Source organism: Companilactobacillus sp. HBUAS59699, from assembly GCF_036913575.1.
GTDB lineage: Bacteria > Bacillota > Bacilli > Lactobacillales > Lactobacillaceae > Companilactobacillus.
Genome location: NZ_JAYKTV010000003.1, coordinates 361791 through 381489, shown reverse-complemented (window position 1 = coordinate 381489; position 19699 = coordinate 361791). Strand labels below are relative to the sequence as shown.

Below are 19699 nucleotides of genomic sequence, written 5' to 3'. Positions count from 1 at the left end.
TTTATTTTTCCTTATCTGCTTCAAATACAAGTCCAGCGCTGGTTCTGGCTTGTTCTAGTACACGATTTACTTTTCGTGCGTAACTACGTAACTTATCATAAGTTGCTGTATCATTTTCATTCATAATTCTGGCAAACTCAACGGCTTCTGAATCCATTGGATTGTCGCTCTTAGTTGTTGGGATCTCTGATAACTTCTTATCAGCACTGGCTTCTGTAAGTCTAGTAATATCACCAGCACTATCCATCAATAACGTCTTCTTGCCAAAGTAGATTTCAGATGGCATGTATGAATTCTTAGTCTTACCGACAATAATATTGACGTCAAACTTATCATACTTCAACGTTAAGCTGCCTGATCCATCGATACCTGAGCTAAGGATCTCTGGTTCATAGTCAACTTTGTTCGGTGCACCGAATAATACAATGGCATCATAAACGGCGTAGACACCTAAGTCATATAGTGCTCCGCCAGAAAACTTCGGATTAAAGATATTAGGATTCTTCCCGGCTAAGAAACTATCCATTTTACTTGAATATTTCATATATGACAAGGTGGCACCAGATAATTGTTCACGATTATCGTCAACATAAGCTTGGATCTTCTTAAAGATCGGTTCATGAATATGACGAGCAGCTTCGAAGAAGTATACGCCCTTTTCATGTGCTAATGTATCCAAAATCGTATATTCACGAATTATTGAAGTACTTGGTTTCTCAACAATTACATTCTTCCCATTCTCAATTGCCAACTGAGCTTGTTTAAAATGCAAAGCATTTGGTGATGCAATATAAACTGTATCAAAATCTTCACTCGCAAAAAACTTTTCTAAATCAGTGCTGATTTTAACATTTGAACCATCCAAAATACTCAAACCGTCAACAAATGCTTGAGCTTTCTCTTCTGTTCTCGAATAAACTCGAGTTAGTTTGAATGACTCTGTTTCCTCCGCAGCTTCAATGAATTGCTTAGTAATCCAACTAGTTCCGATTATTGCTAAATTTATCATAAAATCACCTCTATATTGATTTTACTTATATCTAGAGTTAATTACCACTAAAAACGTTACAGTCCTTACCTATAAGGTGTATTATAATATTTTACACTTTCACTTAGGGGTTGAAAATCATGGATAAGGAAATAGATAAGTTCAGTTTGAAACGCGATCTTGGATTCTTTTCTGCTCTATCCACAGTCATGGGACTGGTAATCGGTGGCGGAGTATTCTTCAAGATCTCAAGTGTCACGGCAGCGACTGGATCACCTAGCTTGACCATCTTCGTCTGGTTACTGGCGGGCTTCATTACTATCAATGCTGGACTGACAGTGGCGGAACTAGCGGCCGCATTACCAGTTGCTGGAGGCATCTACAAGTACATCGAATACATCTACGGCAAGGTTCCGGCTTTTTTGCTTGCCTGGGCACAATCAGTCATTTATTATCCCGCTGGTATCTCTGCGTTGTCGATAATCTTTGCGACGCAAGTGATCAACTTGTGCAATCTACCGGCCAACTGGCAAATTCCAATTGCGATCGCCCTAGCTGTCTTTTTATTTGCGGTTAATTTATTGGGAGCCAAAGTTGGAGGATCGATCCAATCGATCTCTTTGATCGCCAAACTGATCCCCATCGTTTTGATAGTTGCGGTCGGTTTATTCACTAAATCAAGCAATAACATTTCACTATTTCCTATTACTTCTGGAACCCATCCTGACTTCTGGTCTTCGATGGGTGGCGGATTATTAGCAACAATGTTTGCCTTTGACGGCTGGATGAATGTCGGTAATTTAGCTGGTGAAATGAAAAAGCCCGAAAAAGATCTATCACGTTCGATTATCTTAGGACTATTCTTGATCACAGTGATCTACGTCTCTATTAGTTTTATTTTTATCAAGGAATTGCCTTTCCACCTGATACCCGGTAATCAAAACGCTGCATCAGAAGCTGCCATCAGAATCTTTGGCAATATCGGCGGCAAGATCGTCACGATTGGAATTCTGATCTCCGTCTTCGGTGCCGTTAATGGCTACACTATGACTGGTCCCCGTGTTAGTTATGTACTTGGTGCTGATGACGATATTGTCTTCAGCAAGTTCTTCGCTAAACTGACGACCAATAGTCGTGTCCCATTAAATGCTGGTATTGTACAAACTGTCATTGCCATAATAATGATCTTCATGGGTAGTTTTGACTTTCTTACTGATATGTTGGTCTTTGTAATGTGGATCTTTTCAATGATGATGTTCATCGGAGTCTTCATTTTGCGCCGTACAGAGCCAGATTTGAAACGTCCCTATAAGATAAACTTCTATCCTATCCCTCCAATAATCGCCCTACTCGGTGGTGGATATATTATTATTTCCACTCTACTTAGACAGCCGACACTTGCCTTTACTGGTATCGCAATCACCCTATTAGGTTTGCCGCTATATTATATTCATCAATTTAACAAAAAAAACAAGTCGCTATAATGGCAGCTTGTTTTTTTTTAACGTTATAATCTAAATGAATTTATAAACCCCTAAATGTCGCAGGTGTTGAATATGGAAAATTTATTTAAAAATAAATTTGAACAAAAATTAGCTCAATTAACTTTAAAATTACAAAAATTATTATTTTACCGTATAATTCAACGAACTGTCTTAATGATTTTTCCCTTTGTTCTATTCGGAAGTTTCATAAAAATAATTCAAATTACCATTTTAGGTAAAGATAGCTTCTTAACCGCTATTATCCCTAAGCTAAATAATGACTTTATTTTTAATCATGTCAACGATATTGCGACAGCGTTATATAGTCTGACCCTAGGATGGGTCGCAGTTATGGCTACATTCGGTGCAGCTAAGTATACTGCCAAACACTTCAATCGTGATGATCAACTTGCTGGACTAACTAGCATTAGTTCACTCTTGATCATCACTTTTACGTATTCTAAGGTTCAGCCATTGTCCTTCCATGGCGAAGTACTGGGAATGCGTGGCTTGCTATTCGCTATTTTGTTAGGGATGTTTATCGGGTGGATCTTCAAAGTAACTAGTCATCCCACACCAGATCATTTAGCAAAGCATCTATCTAGCAACATTCTCGAGCGGACTTTTATTTCACTCAAACCGATTTCGATCATTTTGATTCTTTCGGTTATCTTTAGTTTTTTGGTCAACATCACTTACTATTCAGATCTGCCAAACAGCATCGTCTACTCACTGGCAACCAACTATCATAGTTCCAATCCCTTTATCCAATTATTAAGTGTGTTGGGTTTTTCGATCTATACAATTGTTGCTTCATTCTTGGGATGGTCGGGTATTTATTCACCGATCGAAGTGGAAAAGTCGGATCCTACTGTTCTAGAGAACTTGAACTACGCTCTAAATCACCATACAGCTTGGGGGGCTCCTAACCTCTTTACAAGCAACACTCTGTACCATGCATTTGCCACATTAGGTGGTACTGGTTCAGTGCTTGCTTTGATCATTGCCATCTTCATCGTATCTAAGGATCCTGACTTTCAAACTGTCGCTAGATGGACGATGGTTCCTAGTATCTTCAATCTCGGTAGCAGTGTAATGTCAGGAATCCCCGTTCTCTTCAATATTATCTTTATTATTCCCTTCATCTTAGCACCACTAATATGCATGCTGATGGCTTCAATTGCCCTACTGTTGCATTTAATGCCGCCGAGCGTATATCCGATACCAATTGGAACTCCCGGTCTCCTATCGGCGTTTATTGGCACAGATGGCAGCTGGCAAGCCTTGATATTCTCAATAATAAGTTTGATTGTTTCAGTTTATATTTATATTCCTTTTGTAAGGATTGCTGAAAAACTCAAGACGATCGATAACCTAGCAATTGACGAAGGAGGTATATCAAACGATGAGAACCTTCAAAAATAAATCAAACAAATCTTTTAAGTATTTAATAATTCTAGCTTCTATCCTCGTGATACTAGGTATACCATCATACATTTGGACGAAGAAAAATGTTTCTACCTTAGCTGGTCGTTATAACTCACCAATGTCACCAATAATTATGATTCCTGGTAGTAGCGCTTCTGCTGATAGATTCGATGATTTAGTCAAAACTATCAACAATCAATACGGCGAAAAACACAGCTTGTTGAAACTTACCGTCAATACCAACGGCAAGATCACTTACAAAGGCACTATCAGAGCCAACGACGAACGTCCCTTTATTGTTGTCGGATTCATTAACAACAAGGACGGCTACGACAATATCAAGAAACAAGCTAAGTGGTTCAATATCGCCTTTGATCAATTGAAAAACCGATATCGCTTCAGCAGCTTTGACGCCTTCGGACATTCAAATGGTGGTTTGATCTGGACTTATTTCTTAGAACATTACTTCGATGATAACTCCATCAACATCGATTCTATGTTGACAGTAGGGACACCTTATAACTTTGAAGAAAAAAATAGTTCCAACCGCACACAGATGTTAAACGATTTCATCAAAGATAAGGACAAATTGCCAAGTGACTTGACTTATTACTCCATTGCGGGTACACAATTGTATACTGATGATGGTATCGTACCGATTGGGAGTGTTGATGCTGGTAAGTATATCTATGAAGGCAATATCCAACACTATACCCTCATAACCCTTACAGGTAGTAAGGCTCAGCATTCAGATATGATTGCTAATAATCAATTTATTTCCATCTTCCACCAATATATTATTGGTAATAAGTTGAATAATCCTAACGGTGGAATCAATAAAAAGAACGGTGGTCCCACTAAATAAATCCTGATCTCTAACAAAAAATCGTTATTTTTATTAAAATAAACGATTTTTTATTTTTACCCATTTTCTCACAACTTGTTTTTACAGCAATGCTTCAATACAATTATCTTAATAATGTAGGAGGGTGCCAGAATGTTACCGATCTATTTGTTGGAAGACGATGATGTCCAACGTAAAAATTACATTGAATTTATAAATAACAGCATAATGATCAATGATGCTCATATGAAATTAGTACTGGCCACCGCTACAACTGAAGAATTGTTCAGCTCCTGTGTTGCCCCCGAAAAGGGAATCTTTTTCTTAGATATGGAAATCGGAGATAACAATACCGCTGGACTAGAAGCTGCTGAGAGAATCAAAAAAGAAGTTCCTTTGGCTCAAATAGTATTTATAACGACCCATGATGAACTGTCATTAGTTACACTCGAACGACGTATCGCCCCACTAGACTTTATTTTGAAAAACAAAGGTATCGATTCTATCAAAAAGAGTATCAACAACGATATTGCACTGGCTCAAAATTACTATGACAATTTTGCTCATCATTCACAGAACCTATTCAACTATCGCATCGGCAGTCGTTTCTTCAACGTACTAATGAACGATGTTATTATGCTCTTCACCGAAACCACTGCTCCAGGGCAAGTAACTCTAATAACCAAAAATCAACGCAGTTCCTTCTCAGGATCGCTCAGTTCTATTGAATCAGTTTATCAAAACCTCTTCAGATGCGATCGCAGCTATCTCGTCAACCTCGAGAATGCTGTCACTTATGACAGTCACAGTCGTATTTTAACTTTTATCGATAACTCTACTTGTAAAGTTTCATTTCGAAAAGGTCGCGAACTATTAGAAAAATTTGAAGACAGAAATGTCAAAAAACAAAAAACAGGACCCCACAATAAGTGAGTCCTGTTTTAATATTTTAATTGATCCTCAATCAGGTTCTTAAGAAAATCTAGGCTTCAGATTCTCTTTCCTCGTATTCTCTGTCTTCTCGCCCTACTAATGTATCTAAACTTACATTGTAGACATCAGCGAACTTAATCATCGTGTATATATCAGGTGTTCTAGTATTATGCTCATACTTTGAAATAGTAGTTATATCCACATGAAGTAGATTAGAAACTTCACGCTCAGAAAGATTACGCTCTTTACGAAGAATCCTCAAATTATCTCCCAATTGTAGGCTTCCACCAAAATGAATATTTTTATTCATGATAAAATACCCCAATTCTCATATCCTTTTTTATACGTAATAATATTATTATTTCATAATAATTTTTATCTGAACAAAAAAATTATAAACGTAAAAAAAGCGCATATAAACGTAAGAAAATAAAAGTAATTATTAATATCTTGTCATTCCAACAAAATATCTCTACAATTATTTAGTTATCAATGCTCATTAAAATATAGACTCGAAAGGAGGCAAAACACCTGTCATGATATATATTAAAACCAATCTTAGTCCATTAGGAAATATTTTTATCCTATTCGCCACACTGCAATTAGTTCATTTTTTCATGCATGAATTCAAATATTATTACTGGATCAATGATTTGGTTTTATCGACTGCCTTTGGGGTATTGGGTCTATACACAAACAATTCCTTCATTCTCTTCTTCGTTCTGGCCTTATTAGGAGTCCATATTCTCCGCAGCCATCCACACAGAATAAATTATAATAATGGTATTTCTATCATATTAGCAGCTAATATTCAGTTGACCCTTTTTAGTTTAAGTACCTTTTTGGCGAGTTTTATTATTTACTTCATGAGTAACCGTTGGACTACGGCAGCAATGAAGGAATATCAGAACATCTTTGCCCCAATCACACTACTGATAAACTTTGTTTTGCTCTGTATCTGTGTCTCGATCATCTATCACTATGAATTAAAGATTCAACAAGTTCGCAATAATATCATCCGCTATAAATTAGGTAAGCGAGTGTTTGTAATGCTCTTCGCACTACTGTTAGCCTTCATGGTCATCCTAGTCATCAGTGATATTGAACAAGTCAGTCCCCTAACACAGATGGGAATATTATTGATATTTACAATTTTAACTATTTCTACCTACTGGCAAACTATTATTTTTATCCAATCATTCACTATGCGAAAGGAAGCCAGCGAAGCCACTTTGCGTTTCAAGCAAATGGACGATTATCTAATCAGTTCACAGCAACAAAATGAGGATCTTCGCAAGTTCAAGCATGATTTTCAAAATATTATGCTCTCACTTGGACAAGTCGTGGACGATCAAAGTTCTGAAGAAATAAAACGATATTATCATGAATTGATGCATCAGCAAAATAGTTTTGAAAACATGCAAACACACAGTTTAGTGGAGCTGCAAGCTATAAAAAGCAAACCTATTCAGAGTTTACTAACCCAAAAATATTTCATGGCAAAGTCAAAAGGAATCAAACTGAACTTTGAGCTAACTGATCAGGATTATGAAATAAAAAAGAATGATCTTTCGATCATTCGCATCATTGGGATTTTATTAGATAACTCCATTGAGTATGTACAAAATATAGAAAACAAAGTAATTACCTGTGCATTTATCAAATCAGCGGACACACTTGAGATCACAGTCGATAATGCTATCGATGGTAATATTGATATCAATCAGATTTTCAAAAGTGGTTATTCGACTAAGAAGAATCATCAAGGTTACGGCTTAGCCAACATAAAAAATATCACTGATTCTTCCAATGATCTGTTTACTGATACCCAAATAAGCCATCATCATTTGATGATAACTTTGATAGCTTTGCAAAAATAAATTTTTTCTTTCTATTGCCGCAGGAGATGGCCAACAATTCCATCTGCCTTGGGACCTTCTTAAGTCTTCGTCTTAAGACTCGCTTGGAAGCCTGTAGTCTTCCAAGTCGTCCAGTTTACTAAGCGATAAATCGCTAAGTAAACTATCACGGCGGATTCCATTGTTGGCCATCTCCTGCTAATTTTTATTACTTTCGATATTTAACCTACTTGACTAAAGTAATTTAATGAATAAAAGCCAGAATAGAGCATCACGATTTTTTTAGTGATACTCTATTTTTTTATACAACTGATTATTCAGCTTACAGTCAGCAGTAATGGAATCCGTGGCGAAAGTGGTGTTAATGCGGTGGTTCTCCTCATTTACATCACTGGACGTCTTGATTGATTTGCGGTTTTTGCAAAGCAAGAAAGCGAGATCTGAGACCACCTTTTGGCTCAGATCGGTCCCGCCCACAGATGGAATTACTGCTGACTGGAAGCAGCATCCCAACCACAGGCTTTAGCTAAAGCGCTTACATAAATTTGTAAGTTAAAAGACTTCTAAAAGCATCAAAATGGCGCCGACGAACATTGATCCGCCGACAAAACCATACCAAGATGCTAATAAATCAAATATAAATATTTTTTTGGATACGCTCTCATTAGGTATAGTAAAGTATCCAATTGAAGCAAATAATCTCCAGAATGCAATAACTAACATTGCAACTGCAACAAATATACGTCCCAAGATAATCCCCCTCAGAATTACTTTCTAACTATATTTTGAAGTAAAAAAATAGTGAGGTCAAGGCTAAATAGCCTTAATCTCACTTTTGATCATTTTCTAGTTAATTTTGTTACAGATTCTATATGATTTGTCATTGGGAACATATCAACTGGTGTTGCGTCACCAATTTCGTATGTATCACTCAATAACTTCAAGTCTCGAGCTAATGTTGCTGGGTTACAACTGATATAGACGATACTCTTCGGTTTGATGTTATTGATCGACTCAATCAATGAATTAGCCAATCCCTTGCGAGGAGGATCGACCATCAATACATCAACCTTCTTCTTGTCCTTGGCCCAGTCATTCAAAACTGCTTCAGTCTTACCAACAATGAAGTCCGCATTTTCGATTCCATTGATCTCGGCGTTTTGCTTAGCATCATTAACAGCATCCTCGACCATTTCGATACCAGTAACGTGCTTAGCCTTGTCAGCCAATGATAATCCGATCGTACCAATACCTGAATAAGCATCGACAACATTCTCTTTGCCTGTTAACTCAGCTTTATCAACAGCTAGTTTGTACAAACGTTGTGTCTGTGTAGGATTAACTTGGTAGAAAGAACGTGGTGAAATTCTGTAAGTATGTCCCAAAATCTCATCATCAATATAAGGACTACCTGCTAGTAACATCATTTCCTTACCCAAAATGACATTCGTTACCTTGGAATTGATATTTAGATAAAGTGACTTAACTTCTTCGTTAGCCATAATTTCCTCTGAAATAGCCTTGTAATGTGAAATATCACGAACACGTGATACTAGCACTACCATCATTTCACCAGTGTAATAAGCACGGCGAACCATAATTGTTCGAATTTGGCCTTTGTTCTTAGCTTCATCGAAGCCACGGACATTATACTTACGTAAGATATCACGAACACGCTTGATTTCAGCATCGATCTTAGGATCTTGAATCAAGTAATCTTCCATTGGAATCAATTCATGTGAATGTCTGCGATAGAAACCTGAAGTTAACTTGCCATTGATTTGGCGTACAGGTACCTGGGCCTTATTACGATAATGGAATGGATCATCCATACCAAGAGTTTCATTTACGTCAATATCCAAGCCCGCTTTTTGAAAATCAATTTGAATTTGTTTTTGTTTGAATTTCAATTGTTCTGAGTATTTCAAGTGACTTAAGGGAGCAATTCCGGTTCTGACATAGACATTATCAATGTCTTCAACACGATATGGCGACTTCTTGATGATATCTAGAGCTTTGGCGAAGCCATAACTCTTACCAACCTTTAAGATCACTGCATTAACTACTTCGCCAGGCAGAGCGTTGTCTACAAATAATGTAAAGTCATCAACTTTAGCAACACCCTTACCTTCGTATGATAAATCTTCAATCGTTAATTCTAACTTGTCGTTCTTTTTTATATTTGGTTTTTCCATATTTCATCCTTTGCATAGAAAAAGGGTAGCTGGTACTCATTTCTCAGCTTCCCTTTTATTCATAGTTCTATATTCTAATCTAATTTCTTCTCTTCTTCAATGATCTTTTCTCCAGCATCCTTTTCATCCATCGATGAAGTGTCGATTGCCTTGAGAGGAATTGAGTCTACATTAGCGTAAATATTGAGGTGTGCATGCAAGTTGGTGAATTCCATCGGAGCATCCCCACCATACTCTCCATCAAGGTTGACCATGATGCGATTATCATCATTAGCCTTAACGCTCAACTTCTTGGTCTTAGTATAGATGATCTTAGGATTATAAACATGACGTCCACCATTCAAGACCAAGGCAATCAAATGAACTAAATCTCGAAGATTAGTTTCTTTGACAATGATCAATGAGAAAGTGCCATCACCAATAACTGAATTAGGAGCAATTTGTTCCATTCCACCGATTGAATTAGTTAGACCAATTAAGAACATTGTGGCCTTTCCATCGAATACACCATCATCGTATTCGATATGCATGTCGATCGGATTGATTCTAGGCAACATTTCTGCACCCTTAACTAAGTATGCCAAGTAACCAAGAATTGACTTATACGCTGAAGGTACTTCATAGGTGAGCTCTGTCATGGAGCCACCACCAGCAATATTGATAAAGTAATTATCGCCAGCTTTTCCGATATCAACTGGTAACTTTTGCTTCTTCAAAATAACCTTTGCGGCCTCAACTACATCATCACGAGGTATTTTTAAGGCACGGGCATAGTCATTAGTTGTTCCTGCTGGAATAATGGCCAATTCTGGTCGTTTATCCAAACCGGCAATACCATTGACTACTTCATTGATAGTTCCGTCACCACCGGCAGCAACTACTAAATCGAAGCCTTCTTTTGCTACACGATTAGCTTCAGTCTGAGCTGAATTCTTAGTTGGAGTCGTACGAAAGGCACTGGCTTCATAGCCAGCTTTTTCTAAAACATTTAAGATGTCTCCCACATTGTTTCTCAGTGTTTCGTGACCTGATGTAGGATTATAAATCAACCTTGCTCGCATATACTTCTCCTCACTAACGACTATTTAGCTCGGCCATTAGGATTTTGTTAACAACTTTAGGATTGGCTTGTCCATGTGTTTGCTTCATAATTTGTCCAACTAAGAAACCAACGGCACGATCTTTACCATTCTTAAAGTCATCAATTGATTGTTGATTGTTGTCCAAGATCTCCATGATCATTGGCTTCAATACAGCAGGATCTGATTCTTGAACAAGACCCTTATCTTTAACCCATCCTTCTGGCTCTGTTCCATTACTGATGGTTTCTTTGAAGACTTTCTTAGCAATCTTAGAAGAAATAGTTCCATCAGAAATCAACTTAATCATCGTTGATAAATGTTCTGGTGTCAATTTAGTATCTAATAAGCCAACTTTCTTTTCGTTCAAGAAGGCATTAACTTCACCCATCAACCAGTTAGAAACAAGTTTTGGATTAGCACCATAACTTACAGCTTCATCAAAGAAGTCTGACATTTCCTTAGTATCAGTAAGAACTCCTGCATCATATTCAGGAATTCCCAATTCATTGATATATCTAGCACGACGTTTGTCGGCTGGTTCTGGTAATTGTGCTTTGATTTCATCGATCCATTCTGGCTTGATCTCAAAGTCAGGAAGATCTGGTTCTGGGAAGTAACGATAATCGTCAGCACCGGACTTAACACGCATCAATGCAGTTTCGCCAGTCTTCTCATCAAAACGTCTTGTTTCTTGTTCGATCTTACCGCCGTTCTTTAAGATAGCAGCTTGACGCTTCTCTTCATAGGCAAGACCTAATCTGACGTAGTTGAATGAGTTAAGGTTCTTTAATTCGACCTTTGTACCATAAGTATCTGATCCAACTGGTGTGATAGAGATATTAGTATCAACACGCATTGAACCTTCTTCCATCTTAACGTCTGAAGCACCAGTAAATTGAACGATTTGACGAAGTTTTTCTAGATATTGATATGCTTCTTCAGGAGAATGCATGTCAGCCTTTGAAACAATTTCGATAAGTGGTGTACCTTGACGGTTCAAATCAACGTATGAATATCCGTTGTTACCGTGGGTATTCTTACCAGCATCTTCTTCGACGTGAAGTTCAGCGATACCGATCTTTTTCTTCTTGCCATCAACTTCGATTTCAATATAACCATCGTGAGCCAGTGGCTTGTCGCTTTGTGTTAATTGATAAGCCTTAGGATTATCTGGATAGAAATAGTTTTTACGATCAAAGTGAGTATGGTTTTCAATTTGTGCATTCAATGCTAGTGCCACCATAACACCTAGACGATATCCTTCTTTATTAACAGTTGGTAATGTTCCTGGAAAACCAAAATCAATAACATTGGTATTGATATTTGGTTCAGCACCATAGGCAACTGGTGAAGGACTAAACATTTTTGACTTTGTCTTTAATTCAACGTGAACTTCTAGACCAATAGTTGTTTCAAAATTCATTAGTCTTCCCCCTTCAATGCAGTTGGTATTTTTTCATAGAATTTGTTTTCTTCTTGTAATGCGTATGCAGCATTAAAGATTGCTTGTTCATTAAACGGTTTTGCCATGATTTGTAGACCAACTGGCATACCATCGGCTAAACCTGCAGGAACAGATGCAGCTGGAAGTCCAGCTAAGTTAGCAGGGATAGTCAAAATATCATTCATATACATTGCTAGAGGATCGTCAATCTTATCACCGATCTTGAAGGCTGTTGTAGTTGTTGAAGGTCCCATGATCAAATCATGATCTTCCAGAACTTTGCCCATTTCTTCAATGAACAAGGTTCTAACTTGTGCAGCTTTCTTGAAGTAAGCATCATAAGCACCAGCAGATAGGGCAAATGTACCTAACATGATACGACGCTTAACTTCATTACCGAATCCTTCGGATCTTGAATTTACAAATAAGTCTTTGATGTTCTTAACGTCTTTAGCACGGAATCCATAACGAACACCATCGTATCTTTGTAAGTTAGATGATGCTTCACTGGAAGCAAGTACATAATAAACTTCAACCGCGTGCTTCAATGCAGGAAGACTGACTTCGTCAACTGTAGCACCGAGCTTCTTGTAAGTTTCGATTGCAGCGTTGATTTGCTTAATAACTTCAGGATTAGTACCTTCATGCCAGAATTCCTTAGGAACGGCGATTCTTACACCTGTCATATCCTTATTCAAATTGGCACGATAATCGGGAACTTCCTTCTCCGAACTAGTACTGTCATGATCATCATGACCAGCAATTGTTGAAAGAACAGTAGCTGAATCTTCAACACGTTTTGACATTACACCAACTTGATCAAGACTTGAGGCAAAGGCGATAACACCCCAACGAGATACACGACCATAAGTTGGTTTGATTCCAAAAATACCATTGAATGCAGCGGGTTGACGAATTGAACCACCAGTATCAGTACCTAATGCAGCAACAACTTCACCAGAAGCAACGGCTGCGGCCGAACCACCAGAAGATCCACCAGGAACTTTATCGAAGTCCCAAGGATTGTGAGTGTCACCAAAGAAAGATGTCTCAGTTGATGAACCCATAGCAAATTCATCCATGTTTGTCTTACCAACGTTGATAGCACCAGCAGCTTCTAATTTTTCCAAAACTGTCGCACTGTAAACTGGCATAAAGTTGTAGAGGATCTTACTTGCAGCAGTAGTCTTGATGCCATTGCTTACAATATTGTCCTTGATTGCGATCGGAATACCTGATAATGGACCATTGATACCCTCTTGGTCAACTTTTTCAGCATCTTTTGTTGCATCATCATTAACAGTAATAAAAGCAGAAATATCTTTTTCTTTATCTTTCATCCCGTTCAATGTTTTTTCAGTTAGTTCTTTTGAAGTTAGTTCCTTATCAGACAACTTCTTGTGTAATGAATCGATAGTTTCGTTTAAGTAATTCACTATTCGTCGTCCTCCTTATCAACAATTGTTGGTACTTTGATCAAATTGTTTTCAGAATCAGGAACATTCTCAAACATTTGCTCTCTAGTTTGAGTATGGATGCCCTTATCTTCACGGAAGGTAGTACTTGTATCACCCATGTTATATGTTGGTTCTACACCATCAGTATCAACACTAGCCAAATTACTTTCCATATCAACGATCTTACCTAGTTGACTTACAAAGTTATCGACTTCATCATCTTTTAATTTTAGATTTGCTAATTCAGCAACATGTAAAATTTCGTCTTTTGAAATCATCAAATTTCTCCTTTTAATTTGCATTATAAACGTGTGAGAAGAACTTGCCATTCGTTCTCGTAACGACAGATTGTTGTTCATCTACAGTCTGAATATTAATATCTAGATCAGCATCGGACGGTAGATACTTCGATGCACTCTGTTGAACAAATTGGGTAAAGCTTGAAACTTGAGCTAAACCATCGAACTGTGTATTAACGGTAATATCCATTGACTTCAAGCTTGTCCCATCATAATGTGCCTGTGCAGTTACACCGGAAATATTAGGGAAGTAATCTTGAATATTATCTTTGAAGTTAGAGAAGGCATCCGAGTCACCACTATTTATTGGTGTGTCATTATTAACAGTTGGCAACATTTGATTCTTATAATTCAAATCCTTCCAACTACCTAATTCGTCACTCTTACTTACTGAGTATTGGAAATAAGTTCCACCAACCAAAGTATCTTGTGGGGCAACTGAATACAGACCAACAACGATCGGAACATTACCGACTTTATTCATCTTACGCAGGCGTTTAACAACTTCTTTAGCTACACGCTCACCTTCGGCCTTTTGTTCTTCTTTAGAGATCGTCGTGCTATACGTTGCTCCATATTGTTTCTTTTGGTAATAGTCGATCTTATTCATTGCAATACCGATCGAGATCCCAGCTAACTTGTATTTACCATCTTGCTTTTGAAGATAGTCTTCTTCAAGCATTTGTTGGAAATACATTGGTGCTCTCTTAGTTGGACTAGTCGAACCATTTGAAGCTGGATTCAATCCGGTTGAATTGCTCTTAGACTTACGACCGAGCCAATCGGTAACGGTGGAAGATGATAAAACTTGGCCTTCCTGGAAAACATAGGAATTTGTGGAAAATTCTTTTTTAGACAAATCCAAAAGTCCACTCTCAAAACTACGGCTATTGAACTGATTATTATTATCAGCCGCAGTAATTCCTGAAATCGAACTAGTTTTATATTTTCCATTACTCATTAAGACGTCATAAGAACTAGAGTCAGATGAACTGGCTGTTTGAACAGTACTCTTACCACTGTCGCTACTACCAGATGACAAACTTGAATCTTGCAAATTACCACAAGCAGTCAAAAGAAGCGAACACATCAGTAACAGTGCTGTAGCTTTTACGAATTTTTTCAAAACTTTTCTCCTACTCCTTCGCATCATCTAAATAATCAGATAATGTTGCTTCATCAATTATCTGCGTCCCTAATTGTTGAGCCTTGGTCAATTTGCTTCCGGCTTTTTCACCGGCAATCAAAATATCGGTCTTCTTAGTTACCGATCCTGTGACCTTAGCACCGTAGTTCTCTAACAATTCGGTCAATTCTGAACGTTTATAATTCATTAATGTTCCAGTTATAACCACTATTTTATCAGTAAAATGTGAATTTGTTTCACTTGAATTAGAACTACCAACAAAATTCATATTAACATTGACTGATTTCAATTCATTAATCAAGTTTTGAACATCTTCATTAGAGAAATACATGATTATACTATCAGCAATAATATCTCCCATAGTATTAACTTCTAAGATTTCTTCCTTAGTAGCCTTCATCAAGTTATCAAGGTTGCCAAAACTTTCAGCCAAGATCCTGCCGGCTTTCGCACCGACATGACGAATGCCCAAACCAAATATCAATCTTTCTACTGAATTACCCTTAGAGTTATCAATTGCTGTTAACAAATTATTAATTGATTTTTCCTTAAAGCCATCAAGAGTTGCCAAATCATCAGCAGTTAACTTATACAAATCAGCAACATCTTTGATCAAGTTCTTAGTATACAACTGTTCGATGATTTTTGGACCCAAACCGTCGATATTCATCGCATTTCTTGAAGCAAAATGTGTCAATTGTTCTTTTACTTGAGCAGGACACTTGGGATTGATGCAGCGCAAAGCTACTTCGTCTTCCAAATGAATCAATTCCGATCCACAGTATGGACAGTGCGTTGGAATCTCAGCTGGAACTGAATCCTCTGGTCGCTTGTCCAAAACAACCTGCGATACTTCCGGAATAATATCCCCAGCCTTATGCAGTAGGACTGTGTCACCAACTCGGATATCTTTTTGCTTGATCATATCTTCATTATGCAAGGTTGCACGAGCGACCGTTGTTCCAGCCAACTGTACCGGATCCATTACTGCTGTCGGTGTCAAAACTCCGGTCCTACCAATTGTCCAAGTTATTTCACGAACGACTGACTCAGCTTGTTCTGGTGGAAACTTATAGGCAATTTCCCACCGTGGAACTTTAACTGTATTACCGAGTGCACGTTGTGTGGATAAGTCATTGACCTTCAAAACGACCCCGTCAATTCCGTAATCCAAATCATCACGGACATCCCCATAACGTTCAATGTATTCCTTTACTCCTGATAAGCCTTTTGTCACTTCAGCAGTTGGATTAACATGGAATCCTAATTCTTCAAGAGTCTGAAGAGCTTCATTTTGAGTCGTGACGTTTAAGTCATCAAAAGTAACGATCGTATACATGAATGTATCAAGTTTTCTTGAAGCAGTAACTTTAGGATCAAGTTGACGTAAACTTCCGGCCGCCGCATTTCTAGGATTAGCAAATACCTGAAGGCCTTCCTTTTCACGTTCTTCATTCAAACGCAAAAATTCTTTCTTAGACATGAAACATTCGCCACGAACTTCAAAGCTTAACGGACGACTTAACTTCTGTGGAACCGTACTGATCGTCTTTAAGTTCTCAGTAACATTCTCACCGATAGTTCCATTACCACGAGTCGAGCCTTGAACTAGCACACCATTCTCATACACTAATGAAATAGCTAATCCATCGATCTTCAATTCAACATTGTAATCTACTTCTTTACCAACGTTTTTTTCGATTCGTTCATTATATTCGGCTAGTTCTGCTTCAGAAAAAACATCCCCCATCGATAACATAGGAATATCATGGGTTACTTTGTTAAAGTCTGGCAAAGTAACGTCACCTACTAATTGTGAAGGTGAATCTGATGTTACCAAATCAGGAAATTGAGCTTCTAATTTCAACAAGCGATTATATTGTTGATCATAGACATTATCTTCAACTTCCGGGGCATCTTTAGTGTAATAAGCTTCACGATATTCATTCAGTTTAGTACGCAACTTAGCTAATTCTTCGTTAGCTTGTTCTTTAGTGATCTCTGCCATGTTTTTTCACCTCTTAAATTATTAGGCTTTTTTAATCGGAGCAAATTCTGCTAATAAACGTTTAATACCTTCATTATCAAAGGCAACGTCTAACTCAGCATTCTTACCAGAACCATTAACTTTAACAACCGTTCCTTGGCCCCACTTCTTGTGCTCTACTTTGTCACCAATATTCCAGCTAATATTTTCAGCACCTTGTGCTCCGCTTGCTTTTTGAGCGGCGTCAACTTTGTAACTAGAATGAAAAGCTGATTGGCGGCGGCGTTTAACGAATGGTAATTCTGAATCTGAAACTTTGTTAGTCTTTGAAGTTGTAACTCCACCGGCATTTTTGTTAACAAAATTCAGATGATCATCACCGATTTCTTCAACGAAGCGCGAGACTTGGTTACTCTGCATACGACCATACAACATACGACTGTAAGCATTGGTCAAGTATAGCTTCTTCTCAGCACGAGTAATTCCAACATATGCTAGGCGACGTTCCTCTTCCAATTCTTCTTGCTTCATCATTGCCCGTCCAAGTGGGAAGATGCCTTCTTCCATACCGACTAAGAAGACAACTGGGAACTCCAAGCCCTTGGCAGCGTGTAATGTCATCAGAGTAACTTCTTGTTGATCCTCTTCTAATTCATCTTGGTCACTGACCAATGATAATTCCGTTAAGAATGATTCTAAGCGAGTCTCGTCAATTTCAGGATCTGGTTCATATGACGAGTCAAATTGAGTTGTAACCGTCAATAATTCTTCAATATTCTCGATTCGTGATTGTGATTCAAGGTTGTTTTGATTTCTCAAATCATCTACATAGCCTGATCTATCAAGTAAATGATCCATCAAGTCAGTCATTGAAACCGACTTAGCTTCTTCTGCCAAGTCATCAATTACTTTAGCAAATTCTCCCAGAGTCTTACGAGGTTTAGCTGCAAGTGGTGATAATTCAATGTTTTCAGCTGCTTCTAATAGTGACCAACTGTGCTCATCCGCATAGGCTTGTAATTTTTCAATCGTACCTGGTCCGATACCACGTTTAGGACTGTTGATAACTCGCTGAAAACTCATTGAATCATCAGGATTAGATACCAATCTTAAGTAGGCCATGATATCTTTGATTTCTTTACGGTCGTAGAACTTATGTCCACCAATGATCTTATAAGGAATATTGGCTTGTAGTAATTTCTCTTCAAATGTACGTGATTGTGCATTAGTTCGATACAAAATGGCAAAGTCACCATAATTGTAATTCTTTAATAACAAATCTCTGATCTGTGAAATAACATATAAGGCTTCGTCAGATTCGTTTTGGCCACGATAAAAATCTATCGGTGCTCCTTGAGCGTTGTCAGTCCACAATTCCTTAGGTTTTCTTTCGGTGTTGTTGCTGATAACTTCATTGGCCGCATCCAAAATTGTCTTAGTTGAACGATAATTCTGTTCCAACTTGATCGTTGTAGCTTCTGGATAATCCTCTTCAAAGTTCATAATATTCTTCATGTTAGCGCCACGCCAACCGTAGATACTCTGGTCAGCATCACCGACAACACAGACGTTGCGATACTTGGCACCTAATTGTTGTACCAACTTGTATTGAGCTTCATTGGTATCCTGATATTCATCAACGTGAATGTATTGAAACTTTTGTTGATAGTAATCTAAGACATCCGGACATTGTTCAAACAAAATATTCGTCTGCATGATCAAGTCATCGAAGTCCATAGCTTGGTTCTTTTCCATTTCCTTAGTGTATGCGTCGTAACAGTTAGCCACGATCTGTTCAAATGGCGACTTAGCGTTTTGAGCAAAAACTTCAGGAGTCTGCAAGTCATTCTTAGCATTGCTGATTGCTCCTAAAATTGCACGTGGATCATATTGCTTAGGATCAAGATTCATTCGCTTTAAAATTTGCTTCATCAAAGTACGTTGTTCAGAAGGATCAGAAATTGTAAATGATCTGGATTTACCCATTTTGTCAATGTCACGTCTCAAGATACGAACACAGAGTGAATGGAAAGTTGAGACCCATACATCGTCAGCTGCTTCATCCAACAGTTTTCCAATTCTTTCTTTCATTTCCTTAGCAGCCTTATTAGTAAAAGTGATAGCCAAAACATGCCAAGGCATGACATTTTTATCTTCGATCAAATATGCGACACGATGAGTCAATACTCGAGTCTTACCACTTCCGGCACCAGCCATGATCAACAGAGGACCCTCAGTAGTACGAACCGCCTCTTGTTGCTCCGTATTTAAACCCTTTAACATTGCTTCTTCCAATTTTTAACTCCTTAAAATCCTTAATATATCAACATTTAACAAAAAACATCTATTTTACATTGTAGCAAATTTTTAATGACAATAATACTATTAGAGCGCGTCAACAAACGGGAACAATTGAGCATTACCTAGGATAACAAAAGTGGCACGAAGTGACACTTTTGGTAGCCGTAGTAAGCGGAGATTGTTGTTTGTTGTAAGCGCGTTTCAATTAGAGCGTGTCAACAAACGGGAACAATTGAGCATTACCTAGGATA

At 37.9% G+C, this 19699-nt stretch carries 16 protein-coding genes; 5 read left to right on the top strand and 11 right to left on the bottom strand.

Translation table 11 applies throughout. The features are described from left to right. Position 1: 1 nt before the first annotated feature. Positions 2 to 1009 carry a Gfo/Idh/MocA family protein gene (locus U8519_RS08295; protein ID WP_334329848.1) on the bottom strand — a complete coding sequence of 336 codons (1008 nt, stop codon included), beginning with the start codon at positions 1007 to 1009 and terminating at the stop codon, positions 2 to 4. 119 nt (positions 1010 to 1128) lie between these two features. Between U8519_RS08295 and U8519_RS08290 the strand changes: the two genes are divergently transcribed. From U8519_RS08290 to U8519_RS08275, 4 genes are all read left to right on the top strand, one after another. Further along, positions 1129 to 2472: an APC family permease gene (locus tag U8519_RS08290; RefSeq protein WP_334329847.1), complete on the top strand. Its 1344-nt coding sequence runs from the start codon at positions 1129 to 1131 to the stop codon at positions 2470 to 2472. A gap of 72 nt (positions 2473 to 2544) precedes the next feature. Next, the gene (locus U8519_RS08285) at positions 2545 to 3897 is read left to right on the top strand and encodes a PTS transporter subunit EIIC (protein ID WP_334329846.1); all 1353 of its coding nucleotides are present in this window, start codon (positions 2545 to 2547) and stop codon (positions 3895 to 3897) included. Next, entirely contained in the window at positions 3878 to 4765 is an 888-nt protein-coding gene (locus tag U8519_RS08280; protein ID WP_334329845.1) for an alpha/beta hydrolase, read from the top strand. The genes U8519_RS08285 and U8519_RS08280 overlap by 20 nt, the downstream gene beginning before the upstream one ends. Before the next feature lie 132 nt (positions 4766 to 4897). Further along, positions 4898 to 5677, top strand: a complete 780-nt coding sequence (locus U8519_RS08275; RefSeq protein ID WP_334329844.1) for a response regulator transcription factor — start codon at positions 4898 to 4900, stop codon at positions 5675 to 5677. Positions 5678 to 5726: 49 nt separating this feature from the next. Here U8519_RS08275 and U8519_RS08270 read toward each other — a convergent pair whose 3' ends face one another. Beyond that, positions 5727 to 5987, bottom strand: a complete 261-nt coding sequence (locus U8519_RS08270) for a helix-turn-helix domain-containing protein (protein ID WP_334329843.1) — start codon at positions 5985 to 5987, stop codon at positions 5727 to 5729. Positions 5988 to 6213: 226 nt separating this feature from the next. Here U8519_RS08270 and U8519_RS08265 point away from each other — a divergent pair, with 226 nt between their 5' ends. Beyond that, positions 6214 to 7557: a sensor histidine kinase gene (locus tag U8519_RS08265; protein WP_334329842.1), complete on the top strand. Its 1344-nt coding sequence runs from the start codon at positions 6214 to 6216 to the stop codon at positions 7555 to 7557. A gap of 531 nt (positions 7558 to 8088) precedes the next feature. Here the strand turns inward: U8519_RS08265 and U8519_RS08260 are convergent. The 9 genes from U8519_RS08260 to pcrA all read right to left on the bottom strand — a co-directional run bounded on the left by U8519_RS08260 (position 8089) and on the right by pcrA (position 19430). Then, positions 8089 to 8286, bottom strand: coding sequence for a hypothetical protein (locus U8519_RS08260; protein WP_334329841.1), 198 nt, complete (start codon positions 8284 to 8286; stop codon positions 8089 to 8091). Between the two features lie 89 nt (positions 8287 to 8375). Beyond that, positions 8376 to 9731, bottom strand: coding sequence for a 23S rRNA (uracil(1939)-C(5))-methyltransferase RlmD (gene rlmD, locus U8519_RS08255; protein ID WP_334329840.1), 1356 nt, complete (start codon positions 9729 to 9731; stop codon positions 8376 to 8378). Between the two features lie 74 nt (positions 9732 to 9805). Then, on the bottom strand, positions 9806 to 10792 hold the full coding sequence (locus U8519_RS08250; RefSeq protein WP_334329839.1) for a diacylglycerol kinase: 987 nt from the start codon (positions 10790 to 10792) through the stop codon (positions 9806 to 9808). Positions 10793 to 10805: 13 nt separating this feature from the next. Then, a complete protein-coding gene (gene gatB / locus U8519_RS08245; RefSeq protein WP_334329838.1) occupies positions 10806 to 12236 on the bottom strand; it encodes an Asp-tRNA(Asn)/Glu-tRNA(Gln) amidotransferase subunit GatB in 1431 nt (476 codons plus the stop codon). Next, positions 12236 to 13693 (bottom strand): Asp-tRNA(Asn)/Glu-tRNA(Gln) amidotransferase subunit GatA, encoded by a 1458-nt coding sequence (gene gatA, locus U8519_RS08240; protein WP_334329837.1) that lies wholly within the window; start codon positions 13691 to 13693, stop codon positions 12236 to 12238. Before gatA ends, gatB begins: the two co-directional genes overlap by 1 nt. Next, a complete protein-coding gene (gene gatC / locus U8519_RS08235; RefSeq protein WP_334329836.1) occupies positions 13693 to 13992 on the bottom strand; it encodes an Asp-tRNA(Asn)/Glu-tRNA(Gln) amidotransferase subunit GatC in 300 nt (99 codons plus the stop codon). Before gatC ends, gatA begins: the two co-directional genes overlap by 1 nt. A 13-nt stretch (positions 13993 to 14005) precedes the next feature. Continuing rightward, the gene (locus U8519_RS08230; RefSeq protein ID WP_334329835.1) at positions 14006 to 15139 is read right to left on the bottom strand and encodes a CamS family sex pheromone protein; all 1134 of its coding nucleotides are present in this window, start codon (positions 15137 to 15139) and stop codon (positions 14006 to 14008) included. A 10-nt stretch (positions 15140 to 15149) separates the two neighbouring features. Next, the gene (ligA, locus tag U8519_RS08225) at positions 15150 to 17168 is read right to left on the bottom strand and encodes an NAD-dependent DNA ligase LigA (protein WP_334329834.1); all 2019 of its coding nucleotides are present in this window, start codon (positions 17166 to 17168) and stop codon (positions 15150 to 15152) included. 21 nt (positions 17169 to 17189) lie between these two features. Then, the gene (gene pcrA / locus U8519_RS08220) at positions 17190 to 19430 is read right to left on the bottom strand and encodes a DNA helicase PcrA (RefSeq protein WP_334329894.1); all 2241 of its coding nucleotides are present in this window, start codon (positions 19428 to 19430) and stop codon (positions 17190 to 17192) included. Between the last annotated feature and the right edge of the window lie 269 nt (positions 19431 to 19699).